The sequence below is a fragment of the Streptococcus bovismuti genome, from assembly GCF_042436615.2.
Taxonomy (GTDB): Bacteria; Bacillota; Bacilli; order Lactobacillales; family Streptococcaceae; genus Streptococcus.
Genome location: NZ_JBHMFR020000010.1, coordinates 1 through 19,782, shown reverse-complemented (window position 1 = coordinate 19,782; position 19,782 = coordinate 1). Strand labels below are relative to the sequence as shown.

At 42.2% G+C, this 19,782-nt stretch carries 16 protein-coding genes, 1 tRNA gene and 1 rRNA gene; 14 read left to right on the top strand and 4 right to left on the bottom strand.

Features of this window, described 5'->3' with window-relative positions; all coding sequences use genetic code 11:
- The first annotated feature begins 217 nt into the window (after nucleotides 1-217).
- From dapD to ACERDH_RS08870, 4 genes are all read left to right on the top strand, one after another.
- Nucleotides 218-916 (top strand): 2,3,4,5-tetrahydropyridine-2,6-dicarboxylate N-acetyltransferase, encoded by a 699-nt coding sequence (dapD, locus tag ACERDH_RS08885; RefSeq protein WP_000127460.1) that lies wholly within the window; start codon nucleotides 218-220, stop codon nucleotides 914-916.
- Nucleotides 917-983: 67 nt separating this feature from the next.
- Nucleotides 984-2,114: an N-acetyldiaminopimelate deacetylase gene (locus ACERDH_RS08880; RefSeq protein ID WP_386686517.1), complete on the top strand. Its 1,131-nt coding sequence runs from the start codon at nucleotides 984-986 to the stop codon at nucleotides 2,112-2,114.
- A gap of 11 nt (nucleotides 2,115-2,125) precedes the next feature.
- Nucleotides 2,126-2,665 (top strand): 5-formyltetrahydrofolate cyclo-ligase, encoded by a 540-nt coding sequence (locus ACERDH_RS08875; protein ID WP_386686519.1) that lies wholly within the window; start codon nucleotides 2,126-2,128, stop codon nucleotides 2,663-2,665.
- Nucleotides 2,649-3,326 carry a rhomboid family intramembrane serine protease gene (locus ACERDH_RS08870; protein ID WP_386686522.1) on the top strand — a complete coding sequence of 226 codons (678 nt, stop codon included), beginning with the start codon at nucleotides 2,649-2,651 and terminating at the stop codon, nucleotides 3,324-3,326. The genes ACERDH_RS08875 and ACERDH_RS08870 overlap by 17 nt, the downstream gene beginning before the upstream one ends.
- 216 nt (nucleotides 3,327-3,542) lie before the next feature.
- Here the strand turns inward: ACERDH_RS08870 and galU are convergent, their stop codons facing one another.
- From galU to argS, 4 genes are all read right to left on the bottom strand, one after another.
- The gene (gene galU / locus ACERDH_RS08865; RefSeq protein WP_386686525.1) at nucleotides 3,543-4,442 is read right to left on the bottom strand and encodes a UTP--glucose-1-phosphate uridylyltransferase GalU; all 900 of its coding nucleotides are present in this window, start codon (nucleotides 4,440-4,442) and stop codon (nucleotides 3,543-3,545) included.
- A 21-nt stretch (nucleotides 4,443-4,463) separates the two neighbouring features.
- A complete protein-coding gene (locus ACERDH_RS08860; protein WP_386686528.1) occupies nucleotides 4,464-5,480 on the bottom strand; it encodes an NAD(P)H-dependent glycerol-3-phosphate dehydrogenase in 1,017 nt (338 codons plus the stop codon).
- A 168-nt stretch (nucleotides 5,481-5,648) separates the two neighbouring features.
- Nucleotides 5,649-5,894, bottom strand: coding sequence for a MarR family transcriptional regulator (locus ACERDH_RS08855; protein WP_386686531.1), 246 nt, complete (start codon nucleotides 5,892-5,894; stop codon nucleotides 5,649-5,651).
- A gap of 535 nt (nucleotides 5,895-6,429) precedes the next feature.
- Nucleotides 6,430-8,121: an arginine--tRNA ligase gene (gene argS / locus ACERDH_RS08850; RefSeq protein WP_265476410.1), complete on the bottom strand. Its 1,692-nt coding sequence runs from the start codon at nucleotides 8,119-8,121 to the stop codon at nucleotides 6,430-6,432.
- 135 nt (nucleotides 8,122-8,256) lie between these two features.
- Here argS and argR point away from each other — a divergent pair, with 135 nt between their 5' ends.
- The 10 genes from argR to ACERDH_RS08800 all read left to right on the top strand — a co-directional run.
- Complete coding sequence (gene argR, locus ACERDH_RS08845; protein ID WP_001231476.1) at nucleotides 8,257-8,703, top strand: arginine repressor; 447 nt, start codon at nucleotides 8,257-8,259, stop codon at nucleotides 8,701-8,703.
- 50 nt (nucleotides 8,704-8,753) lie between these two features.
- Nucleotides 8,754-11,288 carry a DNA mismatch repair protein MutS gene (gene mutS / locus ACERDH_RS08840; RefSeq protein ID WP_265476411.1) on the top strand — a complete coding sequence of 845 codons (2,535 nt, stop codon included), beginning with the start codon at nucleotides 8,754-8,756 and terminating at the stop codon, nucleotides 11,286-11,288.
- Nucleotides 11,289-11,433: 145 nt separating this feature from the next.
- Complete coding sequence (patA, locus tag ACERDH_RS08835) at nucleotides 11,434-13,140, top strand: multidrug efflux ABC transporter subunit PatA (RefSeq protein WP_386686536.1); 1,707 nt, start codon at nucleotides 11,434-11,436, stop codon at nucleotides 13,138-13,140.
- A 1-nt stretch (nucleotide 13,141) separates the two neighbouring features.
- Complete coding sequence (gene patB, locus ACERDH_RS08830) at nucleotides 13,142-14,908, top strand: multidrug efflux ABC transporter subunit PatB (RefSeq protein ID WP_265473054.1); 1,767 nt, start codon at nucleotides 13,142-13,144, stop codon at nucleotides 14,906-14,908.
- A gap of 138 nt (nucleotides 14,909-15,046) precedes the next feature.
- A complete protein-coding gene (locus tag ACERDH_RS08825; RefSeq protein WP_001138351.1) occupies nucleotides 15,047-15,736 on the top strand; it encodes a gamma-glutamyl-gamma-aminobutyrate hydrolase family protein in 690 nt (229 codons plus the stop codon).
- A 170-nt stretch (nucleotides 15,737-15,906) separates the two neighbouring features.
- A complete protein-coding gene (locus ACERDH_RS08820) occupies nucleotides 15,907-17,256 on the top strand; it encodes a glucose-6-phosphate isomerase (protein ID WP_000018269.1) in 1,350 nt (449 codons plus the stop codon).
- A gap of 127 nt (nucleotides 17,257-17,383) precedes the next feature.
- A complete protein-coding gene (gene gltX, locus ACERDH_RS08815; RefSeq protein ID WP_265476412.1) occupies nucleotides 17,384-18,844 on the top strand; it encodes a glutamate--tRNA ligase in 1,461 nt (486 codons plus the stop codon).
- Nucleotides 18,845-18,857: 13 nt separating this feature from the next.
- A complete protein-coding gene (locus tag ACERDH_RS08810) occupies nucleotides 18,858-19,292 on the top strand; it encodes a cytidine deaminase family protein (RefSeq protein ID WP_386686541.1) in 435 nt (144 codons plus the stop codon).
- A gap of 111 nt (nucleotides 19,293-19,403) precedes the next feature.
- Nucleotides 19,404-19,475: transfer RNA gene (locus tag ACERDH_RS08805), tRNA-Glu, on the top strand.
- 242 nt (nucleotides 19,476-19,717) lie between these two features.
- Nucleotides 19,718-19,782 (top strand): 16S ribosomal RNA (locus ACERDH_RS08800); the annotation flags it as partial.

Here is a 19,782-nt window from a genome sequence, read left to right as displayed (position 1 = left end):
TTAATTCTAAAAGTGTGCTATACTAGAATAGTCAATAAAACACGGGGAGATAGTTGTGAAGAGTGTTTTTAGGTTGTATCGGTAGGGGCTTGCTTTTACCGACAGCACGTTTTATCTCACATCCCTAAAAATCATACCTAAAAACAAACAAAAAGGCTTCAAATTTGAGGCCTTTTTTGGTAGAATAGGTATCATTAAAATGAACTAGGAGGCGCTTATGACTGCTACAAAAATGAACGCTCAAGAAATTATCCAATTTATCGCCAATGCTGAAAAGAAAACCAGTGTCAAAGTAACCTTTGAGGGACAACTCGCAACTGCTGTACCTAGCTCTGTTGTCAAACTAGGGAATGTCCTATTTGGAGACTGGAAAGATGTTGCTCCGCTTCTTGATGGCTTGGTAGAAAATCAAGACTATGTTGTTGAGCAAGATGCTCGTAATTCTGCAGTTCCTTTGCTAGATAAACGTGCTATCAACGCTCGTATCGAGCCAGGTGCGATTATCCGTGATCAGGTTGAAATTGGTGACAATGCTGTTATCATGATGGGAGCAGTTATCAATATCGGTGCTGAAATCGGTGCAGGAACCATGATTGACATGGGTGCCATCCTTGGTGGCCGTGCTATCGTTGGGAAAAACAGCCACGTTGGTGCAGGTGCAGTTTTGGCAGGTGTGATTGAGCCAGCTAGCGCAGAACCAGTCCGTGTTGGAGACAATGTTCTCATCGGTGCCAACGCAGTGGTTATCGAAGGGGTCCAAATCGGTAGTGGTTCAGTTGTCGCAGCAGGAGCTATTGTTACCCAAGATGTCCCAGAAAACGTGGTGGTGGCAGGTGTTCCAGCTCGTATTATCAAAGAGATTGATGCCCAAACCCAACAAAAAACAGCGCTAGAGGATGCGCTTCGTACCTTATAATTGTAAAAGTAATAAAGAGGCGGAACCCTTCTTCCAGCCTCTTTCTGCTATATCGGAGGATAGATAGATGTTAGATTTGATTCAGACTAGACGAGATTTGCACCAGATTCCAGAGATTGGCTTGGAGGAGTTCAAGACTCAGGCTTATTTGCTAGATGTGATTGAAAAATTGACTGCGGGCAAGGAGTTTGTCCAAGTTCGGACTTGGCGGACAGGTATTTTGGTTTATTTGCAGGGAAGTCAGCCAGAGCGTACTATTGGTTGGAGAACAGATATTGATGGTCTGCCTATCGTTGAACAAACAGGATTCCCTTTCGCTTCTCAACATCAAGGTCGGATGCATGCCTGTGGCCATGATTTTCATATGACTATTGCCTTGGGCTGTCTTGAGAGCGCCCTTGAGGAGCAACAGAAAAATAATCTGCTCTTCCTTTTTCAACCTGCGGAAGAAAATGAAGCTGGTGGTATGCTCATGTATGAGGATGGCGCTTTTGGAGACTGGCTACCAGACCAGTTTTATGGTCTCCATGTTCGGCCGGATTTGAAGGTTGGTCAGATTGCGACCAATACCCATACACTCTTTGCTGGGACTTGCGAGGTGAAGATTCGTTTCAAAGGCAAAGGAGGACACGCAGCCTTTCCACATGAAGCTAATGACGCCTTGGTGGCGGCTAGTTACTTTGTGACCCAGGTGCAGTCAGTTGTCAGCCGCAATGTTAATCCAATCGAGGGAGCAGTGGTGACCTTTGGTCTTTTCCAAGCCGGAACAACCAACAATGTCATCACAGACACAGCCTTTTTACATGGAACTATTCGGGCCTTAACTCAGGATATGAGTCTCTTGGTGCAAAAGAGGGTCAAAACAGTTGCAGAAGGGGTTGCAGCAGCCTTTGGTATGGAAGTCGAAGTGGAACTCAAACAAGGTGGTTACCTGCCTGTTGAGAACAATCCAGCCTTGGCGCGTGAACTGATGGACTTCTTTGAAGAAAAAGAGGGAATCGAGCTGATTGATATCGAACCTGCTATGACAGGTGAGGACTTTGGTTATCTCCTTTCAAAGGTTAATGGCGTTATGTTTTGGCTAGGTATCGATAGTCCCTACGCCCTTCATCACCCTCAGATGAGTCCCAAGGAAGAGGCATTAGCTATTGGGGTGGATGCGGTCTCTAGTTTCCTGAAAAAGAAGGCAGCAGAGTAGAGGGATTGTCTATGAAATCGGAATTACGTAAGCAAGTCTTGCAAGAAATGAAGGCTATATCTCAAGAGCAAAAACAGGCTATAGACCAAGCTTTAACCGAGCGATTGTTACAACACCCCTTTTACCAAGAAGCTAAGGTCATCGCAAGCTACCTCTCTTTTCCTCATGAGTTTCAAACGCAGGAACTGATTGAGCAGGCGCTGAAGGACGGCAAGAAGGTTCTGATACCTAAAACTTATCCCAAGGGGCGCATGGAGTTTGTGGTCTATCATCCACAGCAGTTAGTAAAAACTTCCTTTGGCCTACTGGAGCCACAGGGGGATTTGGAAGTGGTGGATGCTTCCCAGATTGATTTGATTCATGTTCCTGGCTTAATTTTTACGACGAAAGGGTATCGGATAGGATACGGTGGAGGCTATTATGACCGCTATCTGGAACATTTTTCTGGTCATACTTTGAGTACGGTTTATCCTTGTCAAATTCAGGACTTTATACCTGAAAAGCATGATATTCCTGTTCAGGAGGTTCTGATTGATGAAGGAAATCTTTGATAGACGTTACCCTGTGACGAGTTTCTTCCTTTTAGTGACGGCCTTGGTGTTTCTATTAATGCTGGTGACTACAGGTGGAGACTTTGACAGGGCGGATACATTATTTCGATTTGGAGCCATGTATGGGCCGGCTATTCGCCTCTTTCCTGAGCAGGTTTGGCGTCTCTTCTCTGCCATTTTTGTTCATATTGGGTGGGAACATTTCATTGTCAATATGCTTTCGCTATATTATCTTGGTAGGCAAGTAGAGGAGATTTTCGGATCCAAGAAGTTTTTCTTCCTCTATCTTTTATCAGGAATGATGGGTAATCTCTTTGTTTTTGTATTTAGTCCCAAATCCTTAGCTGCAGGAGCCTCTACCTCTCTTTATGGGCTATTTGCTGCAATTATTGTTCTTCGCTATGCAACTCGCAATCCTTATATCCAGCAGTTGGGTCAATCTTATCTGACTCTTTTTGTGGTTAACATTATTGGAAGTGTTCTGATTCCAGGAATCAGCCTAGCAGGTCATATCGGGGGTGCAGTCGGTGGTGCATTTCTAGCAGTTATCTTTCCAGTCCGAGGCGAAAGACGGATGTATAGCGATAGTCAGAGACTGGTAGCGGTAGTCTTGTTAGTAGGACTCGCAGTCTTGCTTTTCTACAAGGGAATGGTGTTGTGAAGAAGTTGGAAGACAATTTGTGTAATGAAAAAAGATAAGGCATTTCGAACCTTATCTTTTTTGTTTTATACTCAATGAAAATCAAAGAGCAAACTAGGAAACTAGAAGCAGGTTGCTCAAAGCACTGCTTTGAGGTTGTAGATAGAACTGACGAAGTCAGTAACATATATACGGCAAGGCGACGTTGACGTGATTTGAAGAGATTTTCGAAGAGTATTAGTCCTTTTCAGCTAATTCTTTTCCAAGTTGGATGAGGTAATCTTTCAAGTCATCTTTGACTTGTGGGTGTTTGAGGGCATAGTCAATAGATGTTTTCACAAAGCCAAACTTATCCCCAACGTCGTAACGAGCTCCTGTAAATTCGCGAGCGAAAACACGCTGTGTTTTATTAAGCGTATCAATCGCATCAGTAAGCTGGATTTCATTTCCAGCACCGGGAGCTTGATTTTCGAGGATTTCAAAAATTTCTGGTGTGAGCAGATAACGACCGATAATAGCTAGATCACTTGGAGCATCTTCTGGAGCTGGTTTTTCAACGAAAGTTTCGACACTATAGAGACCATTAATCCCTTCACCCTGAGGAGCGATAACTCCATATGCTGAAACTTCTTCATGAGGGACAGGCATAACAGCAATTGTTGATGCATGAGTCATCTCGTAATCGTTCATCAATTGTTTTGTCAAAGGGACAGCATGGTCATCTGTGATATCCATTAGGTCGTCACCAAGCATGACAACGAAGGGCTCATTCCCTACAAAAGCTTTGGCTTGTAAGACAGCATCTCCCAGACCACGAGGATGACTTTGACGGATAAAGTGAAGGCGAATGCCAGTTGTTTCGTCTACCAATTTGAGCAAGTCATGCTTGCCTTTTTCTTTGAGGTTGTATTCAAGCTCAAAGTTTGAGTCAAAGTGGTCTTCAATAGAACGTTTTGATTTACCAGTAACAACCAGAATATCTTCAATACCTGATTTAAGAGCTTCTTCTACGATAAACTGGATAGTTGGTTTATCTACAATTGGTAACATTTCTTTAGCAAGGGCCTTTGTTGCTGGTAAAAATCGAGTTCCAAGCCCAGCGGCAGGGATGACTGCCTTTCTAACTTTTGATGTCATAAGAATCCTTTCTCTAGAGGGTTAAGACCACTCATTTTCTGCTTTAAATTCATTGTTCATGATGTCATAAATGGCATCTTTGATATTGGTTCCGTGGTAGATAACTTGGTAAATGGCCTGTGTAATTGGCATATAGACTCCAAGTTCTTGCGCTAGTTCATAGGCTGCTCGAGTCGTTGAGATTCCTTCAATCACCATGCCCATATTGGCTTCGATATCAGCTAGAGATTCTCCTCGTCCGAGAGCATCTCCAGCTCTCCAGTTACGAGAGTGGATGGAGGTTCCTGTTACAATCAAATCTCCTACACCAGATAAACCACTATAGGTCAGTGGACTGGCCCCGAGTGCTACCCCTAGGCGGGTTATTTCTGCCAAGCCTCGAGCGATGATGGCTGCCTTGGCATTGTCACCAAATCCCAGACCATGTAAGGCTCCAGCACCGACAGCAATAATATTTTTGAGAGCACCAGCGGTTTCGACCCCGATAACATCCGTATTGGTATAAAGTCGGAAGTAGTGATTGCTAAAGAGCTCCTGAACGTATTGAGCTGTTTGTAAATCTTTAGAAGCAGCAGTGATTAAAGTTAGGTCACGCACAATGGTCTCTTCTGCATGACTAGGACCTGAAACAACGACGATATCACTACGGAGGTGTTCAGGAATTTCTTCTTCAAGGATGGTTGATAATCGTTTATGGCTATCAGGCTCTAATCCCTTTGATGCGTGCATGATGATAGCCTTATGGTCTAAGGTTTTTGCAACTTGTTGAGCAACAAGTCGTGTCACTTTTGTTGGGACAACAAACAAAATCGCATCGACATCTCTCAATGCCTCTGCTAAGTCAGTGTAGGCAATGATATTTTCATCTAGAACGACATCTTTAAAATAGTGTTTGTTAGTATGATAGGTATTAATTTCATTGATTTGCTCGGGAATGTTTCCCCAAATACGTACCTCGTGTCCATTGTCATTTAAGACTTGTGAAAGGGCAGTTCCCCAAGAACCAGGCCCCAAGACGGCGATGGTTTGTTTTTCCATGTTTTCCTCCTTAATAGAGTCCTTTCCATTATTCTATCATATTCTATAGGATTTTGCACTTGCATTGCTGGGGAGTGGTTGCTTTGTGACTTGAAAAATATACAAAAACCGAGGCTAAGTGTTAAACTCTCAGTCTCGGTTTTGATATTCCTTAAAGAATAGTTAGGTTTATTTCAATTGATCTGTAATGTCTTTTGATAATAACATTCCCAGATGATAAGTTTTATTGATGTAAGCAATGACATCATTGATATTTTTAGTCGTGTGAATTTTTTCTTTGATGTCAGACCTAAATGTTTCATCCTTCAAAAGTTGTTCTTGGTAGAGTTTTTGAAGCCGTTCTTTCTCGTACTTATTGAGAAGAAAAAGGAATACCAAGCTAATCACAACGAGGATATAAGCATATTGGCTCATAGGAAATCTCCCTGTATGATAAAGAAGTAGTAGTGAATAAATCGATTTAGTAGATCTAAAATAGCAGAACAAGTCAGTAAAACTTGATAAGTCTCTAAACCAAATCGATATTATTTGGTTTGGTGAATTAGTAAATCGTTTAGGCAATGCGCCACATAGTTACGACGTATTGTAATAGAAATCAATATTATTTCTATTACAATACTAGTGAAGCAGTTAGCTAGTCCGCATATAAGCGGCTAGCGTCTAACAATTAGGAACTTTAGTTCCAATAACTTTAAGATTACGACATTTTAGGACATAAATCGATCATATTTATGTCCTAAAACTAGTGAAGCGCCTAGCCAAATCTCTGATAGGATTTGGCGTTAGTTACTTAGATTGCTTTACAATAAAGTGATTAAAAGATTACGACATGACCCCAACCAAATCGATATTATTTGGTTGGGTGAATTAGTGAAGCGTTTAGGCAATTCGCCATATAGCGATTGCCGTCAAGAGACTAGGAACTTTAGTTCCAGTCTCTTGTAACGATTTACATCTTCTCTGGCGCTTCTACTCCAAGCAAGCGAAGGGCTTCTTTGAGAACGACTGCGGTTGCGTAGCTGAGTGCTAGACGGCTGTCGCGTTCTGGACTTTCATCCAAGATACGTGTATGTGCATAATATTTGTTGAAGGCTTGAGCCAGGCTAATTGCAAATTTTGCAATGATAGAAGGTTCAAAGTTATCCGCCGCACGGTTGATAATACGTGGGAAGTCTTGGATGAGTTTGATGATTTCCCAGCTTTCTGCATCATTCAAGCTATAGTTGCCAGCAGTTTCTGGTTTAAAGTCTGCTTTGCGTAAGATAGATTGAATACGAGCATAGGCATATTGAACGTAAGGTCCAGTTTCACCCTCGAAGGATACCATAGCTTCTAGGTCGAAGTCGTATCCATTTGTACGGTCGGTTTTGAGGTCATAGAATTTAATGGCTCCAACCCCAACAGCATGGGCTACCTGATCTTTATTTTCAAGTTCAGGATTTTTTGCTTCAATTTGGGCTTTGGCACGACTAACAGCCTCAGCAACAGTAGGCTCTAGCAAGATGACATTCCCTTTACGAGTAGAGAGTTTCTTGCCTTCTTTTGTAACCAAACCAAAAGGAACGTGAGTAATGTCGTCACTCCAGTCGTAGCCCATCTCTTTCAAGACAGCTTTGAGCTGTTTAAAGTGGGCAGATTGCTCTTGACCAACGACGTAGATAGATTTGGCAAATTGGTATTCATTTTTACGGTAAAGGGCTGCAGCCAAGTCACGTGTGATATAGAGAGTTGCACCATCAGATTTCTTGATAAGGGCTGGATGTTCAATTCCATATTTCTCAAGATTCACAACTTGGGCACCTTCTGATTCAACAAGGAGGCCTTTTTCAGAAAGAATGTCTACAACTGCATCCATCTTATCGTTGTAGAAGGCTTCTCCATTGTAGCTGTCAAATTCGACTTGTAATTCATTGTAAAGGCGGTTAAATTCCACTAAACTTTCATCACGGAACCATTGCCAAAGAGCGAGAGCTTCCTCGTCGCCATTTTCAAGTTTACGGAACCATTCGCGTGCTTCTTCATCCAAGCTAGGGTCATTTTCAGCCTCAGCGTTGATGCGGACATAGAGTTTAAGAAGTTCATCGATTGGATGAGCTTTTACAGCTTCTTCGTCTCCCCATTTTTTGTAGGCAACAATCAACATCCCAAACTGTTTACCCCAGTCTCCTAAATGGTTGACCTTGACCGTTTGATAACCGATTTTTTGGAAAATATGTGATAAGCTATCTCCGATAACAGTTGAGCGCAGGTGACCGATAGAGAATGGTTTAGCGATATTGGGACTAGACATGTCGATAACAACATTTTCTTGTTTGCCAATATGTTGGTCAGCATAGTGTTCTTTTTCAGTGATAACTGCTTGCAATACTTGAGCAGAAATAGCAGATTTATCAAGGAAAAAGTTAACGTAAGGACCAGTTGCTACAACTTTTTCAAAGGCTTGGCTGTTAATTTTTTCAGCCAGTTCAGCCGCAATCATTTGAGGTGCTTTACGTTCGACTTTGGCAAGAGAAAAAGCAGGGAAGGCGATGTCTCCCATTTCTGAGTTTTTAGGGGTTTCCAGTAAATTTAAAATAGCCTCTTGGTCCAGGCTATCAATGACGCTAGCCAACTCGCTAGCAATCAATTCTTTTGTATTCATTAAGAGCTCCTTTTTGGACTTTTCTACTATTTTATCATAATTTTAAAGAAAGAAGAAAAAATTTTTGAAATCTCCTGTTTTTTTGGTATAATATAGTTATAAAATTAGTTATAAATATGCATATAAGAGGATTTTATGAGAAAAAGAGATCGTCATCAGTTAATAAAAAAAATGATTACTGAGGAGAAATTAAGTACACAAAAAGAAATTCAAGATCGCTTGGAGGCGCACAATGTCTTTGTGACGCAGACAACCTTGTCTCGTGATTTGCGCGAAATCGGCTTGACCAAGGTCAAGAAAAATGATATGGTGTATTATGTACTAGCAAATGAGACAGAAAAGATTGATTTGGTGGAATTTTTGTCTCATCATTTAGAAGGTGTTGCAAGAGCAGAGTTTACCTTGGTGCTTCATACCAAATTGGGAGAAGCCTCTGTTTTGGCAAATATTGTAGATGCAAACAAGGATGAATGGATTTTAGGAACAGTTGCTGGTGCCAATACCTTATTGGTTATTTGTCGAGACCAGCACGTTGCCAAACTCATGGAAGATCGTTTGCTAGATTTGATGAAAGATAAGTAAGGTCTTGGGAGTTGCTCTCAAGACTTATTTTTGACAAGGAGAGACGGAAAATGGCGACAGAAAAGCTATCACCCGGCATGCAACAGTATGTGGATATTAAAAAGCAATATCCAGATGCTTTTTTGCTCTTTCGGATGGGTGATTTTTATGAATTATTTTATGAGGATGCGGTCAATGCTGCGCAGATTCTGGAAATTTCCTTAACGAGTCGCAACAAGAATGCTGACAATCCGATTCCTATGGCGGGTGTTCCCTATCATTCTGCCCAACAGTACATCGATGTCTTGATTGAGCAGGGCTATAAGGTGGCTATCGCAGAGCAGATGGAAGATCCTAAACAAGCAGTTGGGGTTGTGAAACGAGAGGTTGTTCAGGTCATTACGCCAGGGACAGTGGTCGATAGCAGTAAGCCGGATAGTCAGAATAATTTTTTGGTTGCCATAGATCGTGATGGCAATCAGTTTGGTCTAGCTTATATGGACCTGGTGACAGGTGATTTTTATGTGACAGGTCTATTGGATTTCACGCTGGTTTGTGGGGAAATCCGCAATCTCAAGGCGCGAGAAGTGGTGCTGGGTTATGATTTGTCTGAGGAAGAAGAACAAATCCTTAGTCGCCAGATGAATCTGGTGCTTTCCTATGAGAAAGAAGGATTTGAGGATCTTCATTTATTGGATTCACGATTAGCAACAGTGGAGCAAGCGGCATCTAGTAAGCTGCTCCAGTATGTTCATCGGACCCAGATGAGGGAATTGAACCACCTCAAACCTGTTGTCCGATATGAAATCAAGGATTTCTTGCAGATGGATTATGCGACCAAGGCTAGTCTGGATTTGGTTGAGAATGCTCGTTCAGGCAAGAAGCAAGGCAGTCTTTTCTGGCTTTTGGATGAAACAAAGACGGCTATGGGGATGCGACTCTTGCGTTCTTGGATTCATCGTCCTTTGATTGATAAGGAACGAATTATCCAACGTCAAGAAGTGGTGCAGGTCTTTCTCGACCATTTCTTTGAGCGCAGTGATTTGACAGACAGTCTCAAGGGTGTTTATGATATCGAACGCTTGGCTAGTCGTGTTTCTTTTGGCAAAACCAATCCCAAGGATCTCTTGCAGTTGGCGGCCACTCTGTCTAGTGTGCCAAGGATTCGTGCGATTTTAGAGGGGATGGAGCAACCTGCTCTAGCCTATCTGATCGCACAACTAGATGCCATTCCAGAGTTGGAGAGCTTGATTAGTGCAGCGATTGCTCCTGAAGCTTCTCATGTGATTACAGATGGGGGAATTATCCGGACTGGATTTGATGAGACCTTAGACAAGTACCGTCGAGTTCTCAGAGAAGGTACGAGCTGGATTGCGGAAATTGAGGCTAAGGAGCGAGAAAACTCTGGTATCAGTACGCTCAAGATTGACTACAATAAGAAGGATGGCTACTATTTCCATGTGACCAATTCTCAACTGGAAAATGTGCCAGCCCATTTTTTCCGCAAGGCAACGCTGAAAAACTCAGAACGCTTTGGAACCGAAGAATTAGCCCGTATCGAGGGAGATATGCTGGAGGCGCGTGAAAAGTCAGCTAACCTAGAGTACGAAATCTTTATGCGTATTCGTGAAGAGGTCAGCAAGTACATCCAGCGTTTGCAGGCTCTAGCCCAAGGAATTGCGACAGTTGATGTCTTACAGAGTCTAGCAGTTGTGGCTGAAACCCAGCATTTGATTCGACCTGAGTTTGGAGAGGATTCACAAATTGATATTCAGAAAGGTCGCCATGCTGTCGTTGAAAAGGTGATGGGGGCTCAAACCTATATTCCAAATACGATTCAGATGGCAGAAGATACTAGTATTCAGCTGATTACAGGGCCAAACATGAGCGGGAAGTCTACCTACATGCGTCAATTAGCCATGACGGCGGTTATGGCCCAGCTGGGGTCTTATGTACCAGCAGAAAGCGCCTATTTACCGATTTTTGATGCTATCTTTACCCGTATCGGAGCAGCAGATGACTTGGTTTCGGGTCAGTCAACCTTTATGGTGGAGATGATGGAGGCCAACAATGCCATTTCGCATGCGACCAAGAACTCTCTCATTCTCTTTGATGAGTTAGGTCGTGGAACTGCAACTTATGACGGAATGGCTCTTGCTCAGTCCATCATCGAATACATCCATGAGCACATCGGAGCCAAGACCCTCTTTGCGACCCACTACCATGAGTTGACTAGTCTGGAGTCTAGTTTACAACACTTGGTCAATGTCCATGTGGCAACTTTGGAGAAGGATGGGCAGGTTACCTTCCTTCATAAGATTGAGCCAGGTCCAGCTGATAAATCCTACGGTATCCATGTTGCCAAGATTGCTGGTTTGCCAGCAGATCTTTTAGCAAGGGCGGATAAGATTTTGACTCAGCTAGAGAGTCAAGGAACAGAAAGTCCTGCTCCCATGAGGCAAACAAGTGATGTCACTGAACAGATTTCACTCTTTGATACGGCAGAAGAGCATCCTATCCTAGCAGAATTGTCTAAACTGGATGTTTACAATATGACACCTATGCAAGCTATGAATGTCTTGGTCGAGTTAAAACAGAAACTATAAAGAGAAAATTACTAGTCATTCTAGCTGTATCAAGGAGACTTCTTTGACAAGTTCCCACTTTTTTGCTAGAATAACATCACACAAACAGAATGAGAAGGAGCTGACGCATTGTCGCTCCCTTTTGTCTATTTTTTAAGGAGAAAGTATGCTGATTCAGAAAATAAAAACCTACAAGTGGCAGGCCTTAGCTTCGCTCCTGATGACAGGCTTGATGGTTGCTAGTTCACTTCTGCAACCGCGTTATCTGCAGGAAGTGTTAGACGCCCTCCTTGCTGGAAAATATGAAGCTATTTATAGTATCGGGGCTTGGTTGATTGGTGTGGCCGTGGTTGGTCTGGTTGCTGGTGGGCTCAATGTTGTCCTCGCAGCCTATATTGCCCAAGGAGTTTCATCTGACCTTCGGGAGGATGCCTTCCGTAAAATCCAAACCTTTTCTTATGCCAATATTGAACAATTTAATGCGGGAAATCTAGTCGTTCGCATGACAAATGATATCAACCAGATTCAGAACGTCGTCATGATGACCTTCCAAATTCTTTTCAGACTTCCCCTCTTGTTCATCGGTTCGTTTATCCTGGCGGTTCAAACTTTACCTTCTCTGTGGTGGGTGATTGTTCTCATGGTAGTCTTGATTTTTGGCTTGACTGCTGTCATGATGGGAATGATGGGACCTCGTTTTGCCAAGTTTCAAACTCTTCTTGAGCGCATCAATGCCATTGCCAAGGAAAATCTACGCGGTGTTCGTGTGGTCAAGTCCTTTGTCCAAGAAAAAGAGCAGTTTGCTAAGTTTACGGAGGTTTCAGACGAGCTTCTCGGTCAAAACCTTTACATCGGATATGCCTTTTCAGTAGTGGAACCTGTCATGATGTTGGTCGGTTATGGAGCGGTTTTCCTCTCTATTTGGCTAGTTGCAGGGATGGTTCAATCGGATCCGTCAGTTGTTGGTTCCATTGCTTCCTTTGTTAATTACCTAAGCCAGATTATCTTTACCATTGTTATGGTTGGATTTTTGGGAAATTCTGTCAGTCGTGCTATGATTTCTATGCGTCGTATTCGAGAAATTCTTGACGCAGAGCCAGCCATGACCTTCAAGGATGTACCAGATGAAGAGTTGGTCGGCAGTCTTAGCTTTGAAAATGTGACCTTTACCTATCCAATGGATAAGGAACCGATTCTGAAAGATGTGACCTTTACTATCGAACCTGGTCAAATGGTTGGTGTAGTTGGAGCGACTGGTGCAGGAAAATCAACCTTGGCTCAATTGATTCCACGTCTCTTTGATCCGCAGGAAGGGGCCATCAAAATTGGAGGCAAGGATATTCGAGAAGTGAGTGAAGGAACCTTGCGTAAAACTGTTTCTATCGTTCTTCAACGTGCCATTCTCTTTAGTGGAACGATTGCAGATAACTTGAGACAGGGTAAGGGAGATGCTACTCTATTTGAAATGGAGCGTGCAGCCAATATTGCCCAAGCCACTGAATTCATTCATCGTATGGAGAAAACCTTTGAAAGTCCAGTTGAGGAACGGGGAACCAACTTCTCAGGTGGGCAAAAGCAAAGGATGTCGATTGCGCGTGGAATTGTCAGCAATCCGCGTATTCTGATTTTTGACGATTCGACCTCAGCCTTGGATGCCAAGTCAGAGCGTTTGGTTCAGGAAGCCTTGAATAAGGACTTGAAGGGAACAACAACTATTATCATCGCTCAAAAGATTAGCTCGGTAGTTCATGCAGACAAGATTTTGGTTCTAGATCAAGGACGATTGATTGGTCAAGGCACGCATGCAGACTTGGTTGCCAACAATGCTGTTTACCGTGAAATCTACGAAACACAGAAAGGAAAGGAGGAGTAAAATGAAGACAGTTCAATTTTTTTGGAATTATTTTAAAATCTATAAGCTATCATTTGTAGTTGTTATCCTGATGATTGTTCTGGCGACTCTTGCCCAAGCTCTCTTTCCGGTATTTTCTGGACAAGCAGTAACGCAGCTAGCTAATTTAGTTCAAGCTTATCAAGATGGCAATCCAGAACTTGTTTGGCAAAGTCTATCAGGAATCATGGTCAATCTTGGCCTGCTGGTTTTGGTTCTATTTATCTCTAGTATGATATACATGTGCCTCATGACGCGCGTGATTGCAGAGTCGACCAACGAGATGCGCAAAGGCCTCTTCGGTAAGCTTGCTCGCTTGACGGTTTCTTTCTTTGACCGCCGACAAGATGGCGATATCCTGTCTCGTTTTACCAGTGATTTGGATAATATTCTCCAAGCTTTTAACGAAAGCTTGATTCAGGTCATGAGCAATATTGTTTTATACATTGGCCTGATTCTTGTCATGTTTTCGAGAAATGTGACGCTGGGGCTCATCACTATCGCTAGCACACCAGTGGCCTTCCTTATGCTGATTTTTATTGTAAAAATGGCACGCAAATACACCAACCTCCAGCAGAAAGAGGTAGGGAAGCTCAACGCCTATATGGATGAGAGTATCTCAGGTCAAAAAGCTGTGATTGTGCAAGGGATTCAAGAGGATATGATGGCAGGATTTCTTGAACAAAATGAGCGCGTGCGCAAGGCAACATTTAAAGGAAGAATGTTCTCAGGAATTTTGTTCCCTGTCATGAATGGGATGAGTCTGGTTAATACAGCCATCGTCATCTTTGCGGGTTCAGCTGTTTTATTAAATGACAAGACTATTGAAACAAGTACAGCCCTAGGTTTGATTGTTATGTTTGCCCAATTTTCACAGCAATACTACCAGCCTATTATCCAAGTTGCAGCTAGTTGGGGAAGTCTTCAGTTAGCCTTTACAGGTGCTGAACGGATTCAGGAAATGTTTGATGCAGAGGAAGAAATTCGACCTGAAAAGGCTCCAATCTTCACTAAGTTACAAGAAGGTGTTGAAATTAGTCATATTGATTTTTCATACTTGCCTGATAAACCTATTTTGAAAGATGTCAGCATTTCCGCTCCGAAAGGCCAGATGACAGCGGTTGTTGGGCCGACAGGGTCAGGGAAAACGACTATTATGAACCTCATCAATCGCTTTTATGATGTTGATGCTGGTGGTATTTATTTTGATGGCAAAGACATTCGTGACTATGATTTGGATAGTCTCAGAAGCAAGGTGGGAATTGTCTTGCAGGATTCGGTCTTGTTTAGCGGAACGATTCGAGACAATATCCGTTTTGGTGTGCCAGATGCTAGTCAAGAAATGGTTGAGGCAGCAGCCAAGGCAACCCACATTCACGACTACATCGAAAGCTTACCTGACAAATACGATACCCTTATAGATGATGACCAGAGCATCTTCTCAACAGGACAGAAACAATTGATTTCTATCGCTCGAACCCTGATGACAGATCCAGAAGTTCTCATTCTCGATGAAGCCACTTCAAACGTAGATACGGTGACAGAAAGCAAGATTCAGCATGCCATGGAGGCGGTTGTAGCAGGCAGAACCAGTTTCGTCATTGCCCACCGTTTGAAGACTATCCTCAATGCAGATCAGATTATTGTCCTTAAAGATGGAGAAGTCATTGAACGCGGTAATCACCATGAACTTTTGAAACTAGGTGGCTTCTATTCAGAACTCTATCACAATCAATTTGTTTTTGAATAAGAAAGAAGTTGTCCTATGTGGGCAGCTTTTTCTTGTCCATAAAAAATATTTATCACGGCCTTTAAAAAAACATATTAGACGAAAGTCATTTTGAGTGATATGATAGGACTATCGTTAATATTCGAAAGGAGAGACATCATGCCTAGAACGGTTGTAGGAGTTGCTGCAAATCTATGTCCCGTAGACGCGGAAGGAAAAAACATTCATTCATCTGTATCTTGTAGATTCGCAGAGAGCATTCGTCAAGTCGGCGGTCTCCCTTTAGTCATTCCTGTTGGTGACGAGTCAGTCGTGCGCGATTATGTAGAAATGATTGACAAGCTCATCTTGACAGGTGGGCAAAATGTCCATCCTCAATTTTACGGAGAGAAAAAGACCATCGAGAGCGACGATTACAATCTAGTGCGTGATGAATTTGAATTGGCGCTTTTGAAAGAAGCGCTCCGTCAGAATAAACCAATTATGGCAATCTGCCGTGGTGTTCAACTTGTCAATGTTGCCTTTGGCGGAACCCTCAATCAAGAAATCGAAGGTCACTGGCAAGGACTGCCTTTCGGAACATCTCACTCTATTGAGACAGTAGAAGGAAGCGTGGTGGCTAAGCTATTTGGAAAAGAAAGTCAGGTCAACTCCGTCCATCGTCAAAGTATTAAAGATTTGGCACCCAACTTCCGTGTAACTGCTATTGATCCAAGAGACCAGACCATCGAAGCGATTGAGTCTATCGATGAGCACCGCATTATCGGTTTGCAGTGGCATCCAGAGTTTCTGGTTAATGAAGAAGATGGCAATTTAGAACTATTTGAGTATTTATTGAATGAACTGTAACGACTGGGGCATCTGGTCGTTCTTTCTTTTATTTTTTCAAAATTTTTGGAATGCGGCATTTTTACGCAAACGTTTGAATTCTGATAAAAATTGGAGAAATTCGACAAAAAAACTTGAAAAAAACGAAGGTAAGCGTTATGATAGAAAAGAAGAAATATTGGAGGAATAACATGTCACATATTAAATTTGATTATTCAAAAGTTTTAGACAAATTTGTTGCACCACATGAAGTGGAATACATGCAATCACAAGTAACAGCAGCAGATGAATTGATTCGTAAAGGAACTGGTGCTGGTAGCGACTTCTTGGGATGGTTGGACCTTCCTGAAAACTACGACCGCGAAGAATTTGACCGCATCTTGAAAGCTGCTGAGCAAATCAAATCAGACAGCGATGTTTTGGTTGTGATCGGTATCGGTGGATCTTACCTTGGTGCGAAAGCAGCAATCGACTTCTTGAACCACCATTTTGCTAACTTGCAAACAAAAGAAGAACGCAAGGCTCCACAAATCCTTTACGCAGGAAACTCAATCTCATCTACTTACCTTGCTGACTTGGTAGAGTACGTAGCTGATAAAGACTTCTCAGTAAACGTGATTTCTAAATCAGGTACAACAACTGAACCAGCGATTGCTTTCCGTGTTTTCAAAGAACTCTTGGTTAAGAAATACGGTCAAGAAGAAGCAAACAAACGTATCTATGCAACAACTGACCGCCAAAAAGGTGCTGTTAAGGTTGAAGCAGACGCTAACGGTTGGGAAACATTTGTTGTTCCAGATGATATCGGTGGACGCTTCTCAGTATTGACAGCCGTTGGTTTGCTTCCAATCGCAGCATCAGGAGCTGACATCAAAGCTCTTATGGAAGGTGCTAACGCAGCACGCAAAGACTACACTTCAGACAAAATCTCTGAAAATGAAGCTTACCAATACGCAGCAGTTCGTAACATCCTTTACCGTAAAGGTTATGCAACTGAAATCTTGGTAAACTACGAGCCATCACTTCAATACTTCTCAGAATGGTGGAAACAATTGGCTGGTGAATCAGAAGGAAAAGACCAAAAAGGTATCTACCCAACTTCAGCCAACTTCTCAACTGACTTGCACTCATTGGGTCAATTTATCCAAGAAGGAACTCGTATCATGTTTGAAACAGTTGTTCGTGTTGACAAACCTCGTAAAAACGTGATTATCCCTACTTTGGAAGAAGACCTTGACGGACTTGGTTATCTTCAAGGAAAAGACGTTGACTTTGTAAACAAAAAAGCGACTGACGGTGTTCTTCTTGCCCACACAGATGGTGATGTGCCAAACATGTACGTGACTCTTCCTGAGCAAGATGCCTTCACTCTTGGTTACACTATCTACTTCTTCGAATTGGCAATTGCCCTTTCAGGTTACTTGAATGCCATCAACCCATTTGACCAACCAGGTGTTGAAGCTTATAAACGTAACATGTTTGCCCTTCTTGGAAAACCAGGATTTGAAGAATTGAGCAAAGAACTTAACGCACGTCTATAATAGAAGAAAAGAGTGGTTTGTCCACTCTTTTTACTCTCTTTATCCATAGAAATTGGACTCAGCCAAGACTTGTGATATAATATAGAGAGCAAAAAGGCAGACGCCTAGAGACTTTATAGGAGAAACTATGTCAAAAGATATCCGCGTACGTTACGCACCAAGTCCAACAGGACTACTACACATCGGGAATGCCCGTACAGCACTGTTTAACTACTTGTATGCACGCCATCATGGTGGAACTTTTATCATTCGTATTGAAGATACTGACCGAAAACGTCATGTCGAGGATGGGGAACGTTCACAGCTTGAAAACCTTCGTTGGTTAGGCATGGATTGGGATGAAAGCCCAGAAACACATGAAAACTACCGCCAGTCTGAGCGTTTGGACTTGTATCAAAAATACATTGACCAACTATTATCTGAAGGAAAAGCCTACAAATCTTACGTTACAGAAGAAGAGCTGGCAGCTGAACGCGAACGCCAAGAAGCAGCTGGTGAAACACCTCGTTATATCAACGAATACCTCGGTATGAGTGAAGAGGAAAAAGCAGCTTACATCGCAGAACGTGAAGCAGCAGGAATCATCCCAACGGTTCGCTTGGCTGTCAATGAGTCAGGTATCTACAAGTGGCATGATATGGTTAAAGGCGATATCGAATTTGAAGGTGGCAATATCGGGGGTGACTGGGTTATCCAAAAGAAAGATGGCTACCCAACTTACAACTTTGCCGTTGTTATCGATGACCACGATATGCAAATCTCTCATGTAATCCGTGGAGATGACCACATTGCTAATACACCAAAACAGCTTATGGTTTATGAAGCCCTTGGTTGGGAAGCTCCAGAGTTCGGTCACATGACCTTGATTATCAATTCTGAAACTGGTAAGAAGTTATCTAAACGTGATACTAATACTCTTCAGTTTATCGAAGACTACCGTAAAAAAGGTTATTTACCAGAAGCAGTCTTTAACTTTATTGCTCTTCTTGGTTGGAACCCAGGTGGCGAAGATGAAATCTTCTCTCGTGAAGAACTCATTAAACTTTTCGATGAAAATCGCCTCAGCAAGTCTCCAGCAGCCTTCGACCAGAAGAAACTCGACTGGATGAGCAATGATTATATCAAGAATGCAGACCTAGAAACTATCTTTGAGATGGCAAAACCATTCTTAGAGGAAGCGGACCGTTTAACTGACAAGGCTGAAAAACTAGTTGAGCTCTATAAACCACAAATGAAATCAGTAGATGAAATTATTCCATTGACAGATCTTTTCTTCTCGGATTTCCCAGAATTGACAGAAGCAGAGCGTGAAGTTATGGCGGGAGACACAGTTCCAACAGTTCTTGAAGCCTTTAAAGCAAAACTCGAAGCAATGTCAGATGATGAATTTGTAACAGAAAATATTTTCCCACAAATCAAAGCAGTCCAAAAAGAAACAGGTATTAAAGGAAAAAATCTTTTCATGCCTATTCGTATCGCAGTTTCAGGTGAAATGCACGGACCAGAATTGCCAGATACGATTTTCTTGCTTGGACGTGAAAAATCAATTCAGCATATCGAAAATATGCTAAAAGAAATCTCTAAATAAGAAGGATGCAACAATGGACATCTGGGAAAAGATGTATGAAGAAGCACAGAAACTATACAATCCACATGAAGTATCAGACTTTGTTTATGCCAATCATGTTGTAGCTGCAGTAGAAGCAGAAGATGGACAAATATTTACAGGATTCTGTATGGAGGGGACCTGTGGTGTGTTCCATCTCTGCGCAGAGCGGGCAGCACTCTTCAATATGTACCAATTTTCAGGACAAACTAAGGTTAAAAAAGTCTTAGCCTTTCGAGACAAACCACCTTATGGTGGAAGTTCGGGTATGCCTTGTGGCGCTTGCAGAGAATTCATCTTAGAGTTGAACGCTGAAAATAAAGATGCAGAATTCATGATGGACTATAATATAAGAAAAAAAGCTAAAGTCGCAGAACTAATCCCGTATTGGTGGGGAGAAGAACGTGCTTCTAAGTTTAATAATCAATAGAAGAGTCAGTAAAATTCTGGCTCTTTTTACTCAACTTGAAAAAAGATAAAAAAAGTAGTTGACAAAGTTTAAAAAGTGGGTATAATAGTAAGAGTTGAAAATAACAACTCAGGTCCGTTGGTCAAGGGGTTAAGACACCGCCTTTTCACGGCGGTAACACGGGTTCGAATCCCGTACGGACTATGGTATGTTGCAGATGAAACACTTGATGAAAAAAGTTTTAAAAAAGTTTCAAAAAAGTGTTGACAAGCGAAAGCGACTGTGATATACTAATATAGTTGTCACTTGAGAGAAGTGAGTGATAAAGACCTTTGAAAACTGAACAAGACGAACCAATGTGCAGGGCACTACAACAATTGTTGTAGTACTGAACAATGAAAAAACAATAAATCTGTCAGTGACAGAAATGAGTGAGAACTCAAACTTTTAATGAGAGTTTGATCCTGGCTCAGGACGAACGCTGGCGGCGTGCCTAATACATGCAAGTAGA

Excerpts from the sequence above, each read along its gene's own strand:
- dapD (WP_000127460.1), top strand. The coding sequence starts at position 218 with ATGACTGCTACAAAAATGAACGCTCAAGAAATTATCCAATTTATCGCC.
- ACERDH_RS08880 (WP_386686517.1), top strand. The coding sequence starts at position 984 with ATGTTAGATTTGATTCAGACTAGACGAGATTTGCACCAGATTCCAGAG.
- ACERDH_RS08875 (WP_386686519.1), top strand. The coding sequence starts at position 2,126 with ATGAAATCGGAATTACGTAAGCAAGTCTTGCAAGAAATGAAGGCTATA.
- ACERDH_RS08870 (WP_386686522.1), top strand. The coding sequence starts at position 2,649 with ATGAAGGAAATCTTTGATAGACGTTACCCTGTGACGAGTTTCTTCCTT.
- galU (WP_386686525.1), bottom strand. The coding sequence starts at position 4,442 with ATGACATCAAAAGTTAGAAAGGCAGTCATCCCTGCCGCTGGGCTTGGA.
- ACERDH_RS08860 (WP_386686528.1), bottom strand. The coding sequence starts at position 5,480 with ATGGAAAAACAAACCATCGCCGTCTTGGGGCCTGGTTCTTGGGGAACT.
- ACERDH_RS08855 (WP_386686531.1), bottom strand. The coding sequence starts at position 5,894 with ATGAGCCAATATGCTTATATCCTCGTTGTGATTAGCTTGGTATTCCTT.
- argS (WP_265476410.1), bottom strand. The coding sequence starts at position 8,121 with ATGAATACAAAAGAATTGATTGCTAGCGAGTTGGCTAGCGTCATTGAT.
- argR (WP_001231476.1), top strand. The coding sequence starts at position 8,257 with ATGAGAAAAAGAGATCGTCATCAGTTAATAAAAAAAATGATTACTGAG.
- mutS (WP_265476411.1), top strand. The coding sequence starts at position 8,754 with ATGGCGACAGAAAAGCTATCACCCGGCATGCAACAGTATGTGGATATT.
- patA (WP_386686536.1), top strand. The coding sequence starts at position 11,434 with ATGCTGATTCAGAAAATAAAAACCTACAAGTGGCAGGCCTTAGCTTCG.
- patB (WP_265473054.1), top strand. The coding sequence starts at position 13,142 with ATGAAGACAGTTCAATTTTTTTGGAATTATTTTAAAATCTATAAGCTA.
- ACERDH_RS08825 (WP_001138351.1), top strand. The coding sequence starts at position 15,047 with ATGCCTAGAACGGTTGTAGGAGTTGCTGCAAATCTATGTCCCGTAGAC.
- ACERDH_RS08820 (WP_000018269.1), top strand. The coding sequence starts at position 15,907 with ATGTCACATATTAAATTTGATTATTCAAAAGTTTTAGACAAATTTGTT.
- gltX (WP_265476412.1), top strand. The coding sequence starts at position 17,384 with ATGTCAAAAGATATCCGCGTACGTTACGCACCAAGTCCAACAGGACTA.
- ACERDH_RS08810 (WP_386686541.1), top strand. The coding sequence starts at position 18,858 with ATGGACATCTGGGAAAAGATGTATGAAGAAGCACAGAAACTATACAAT.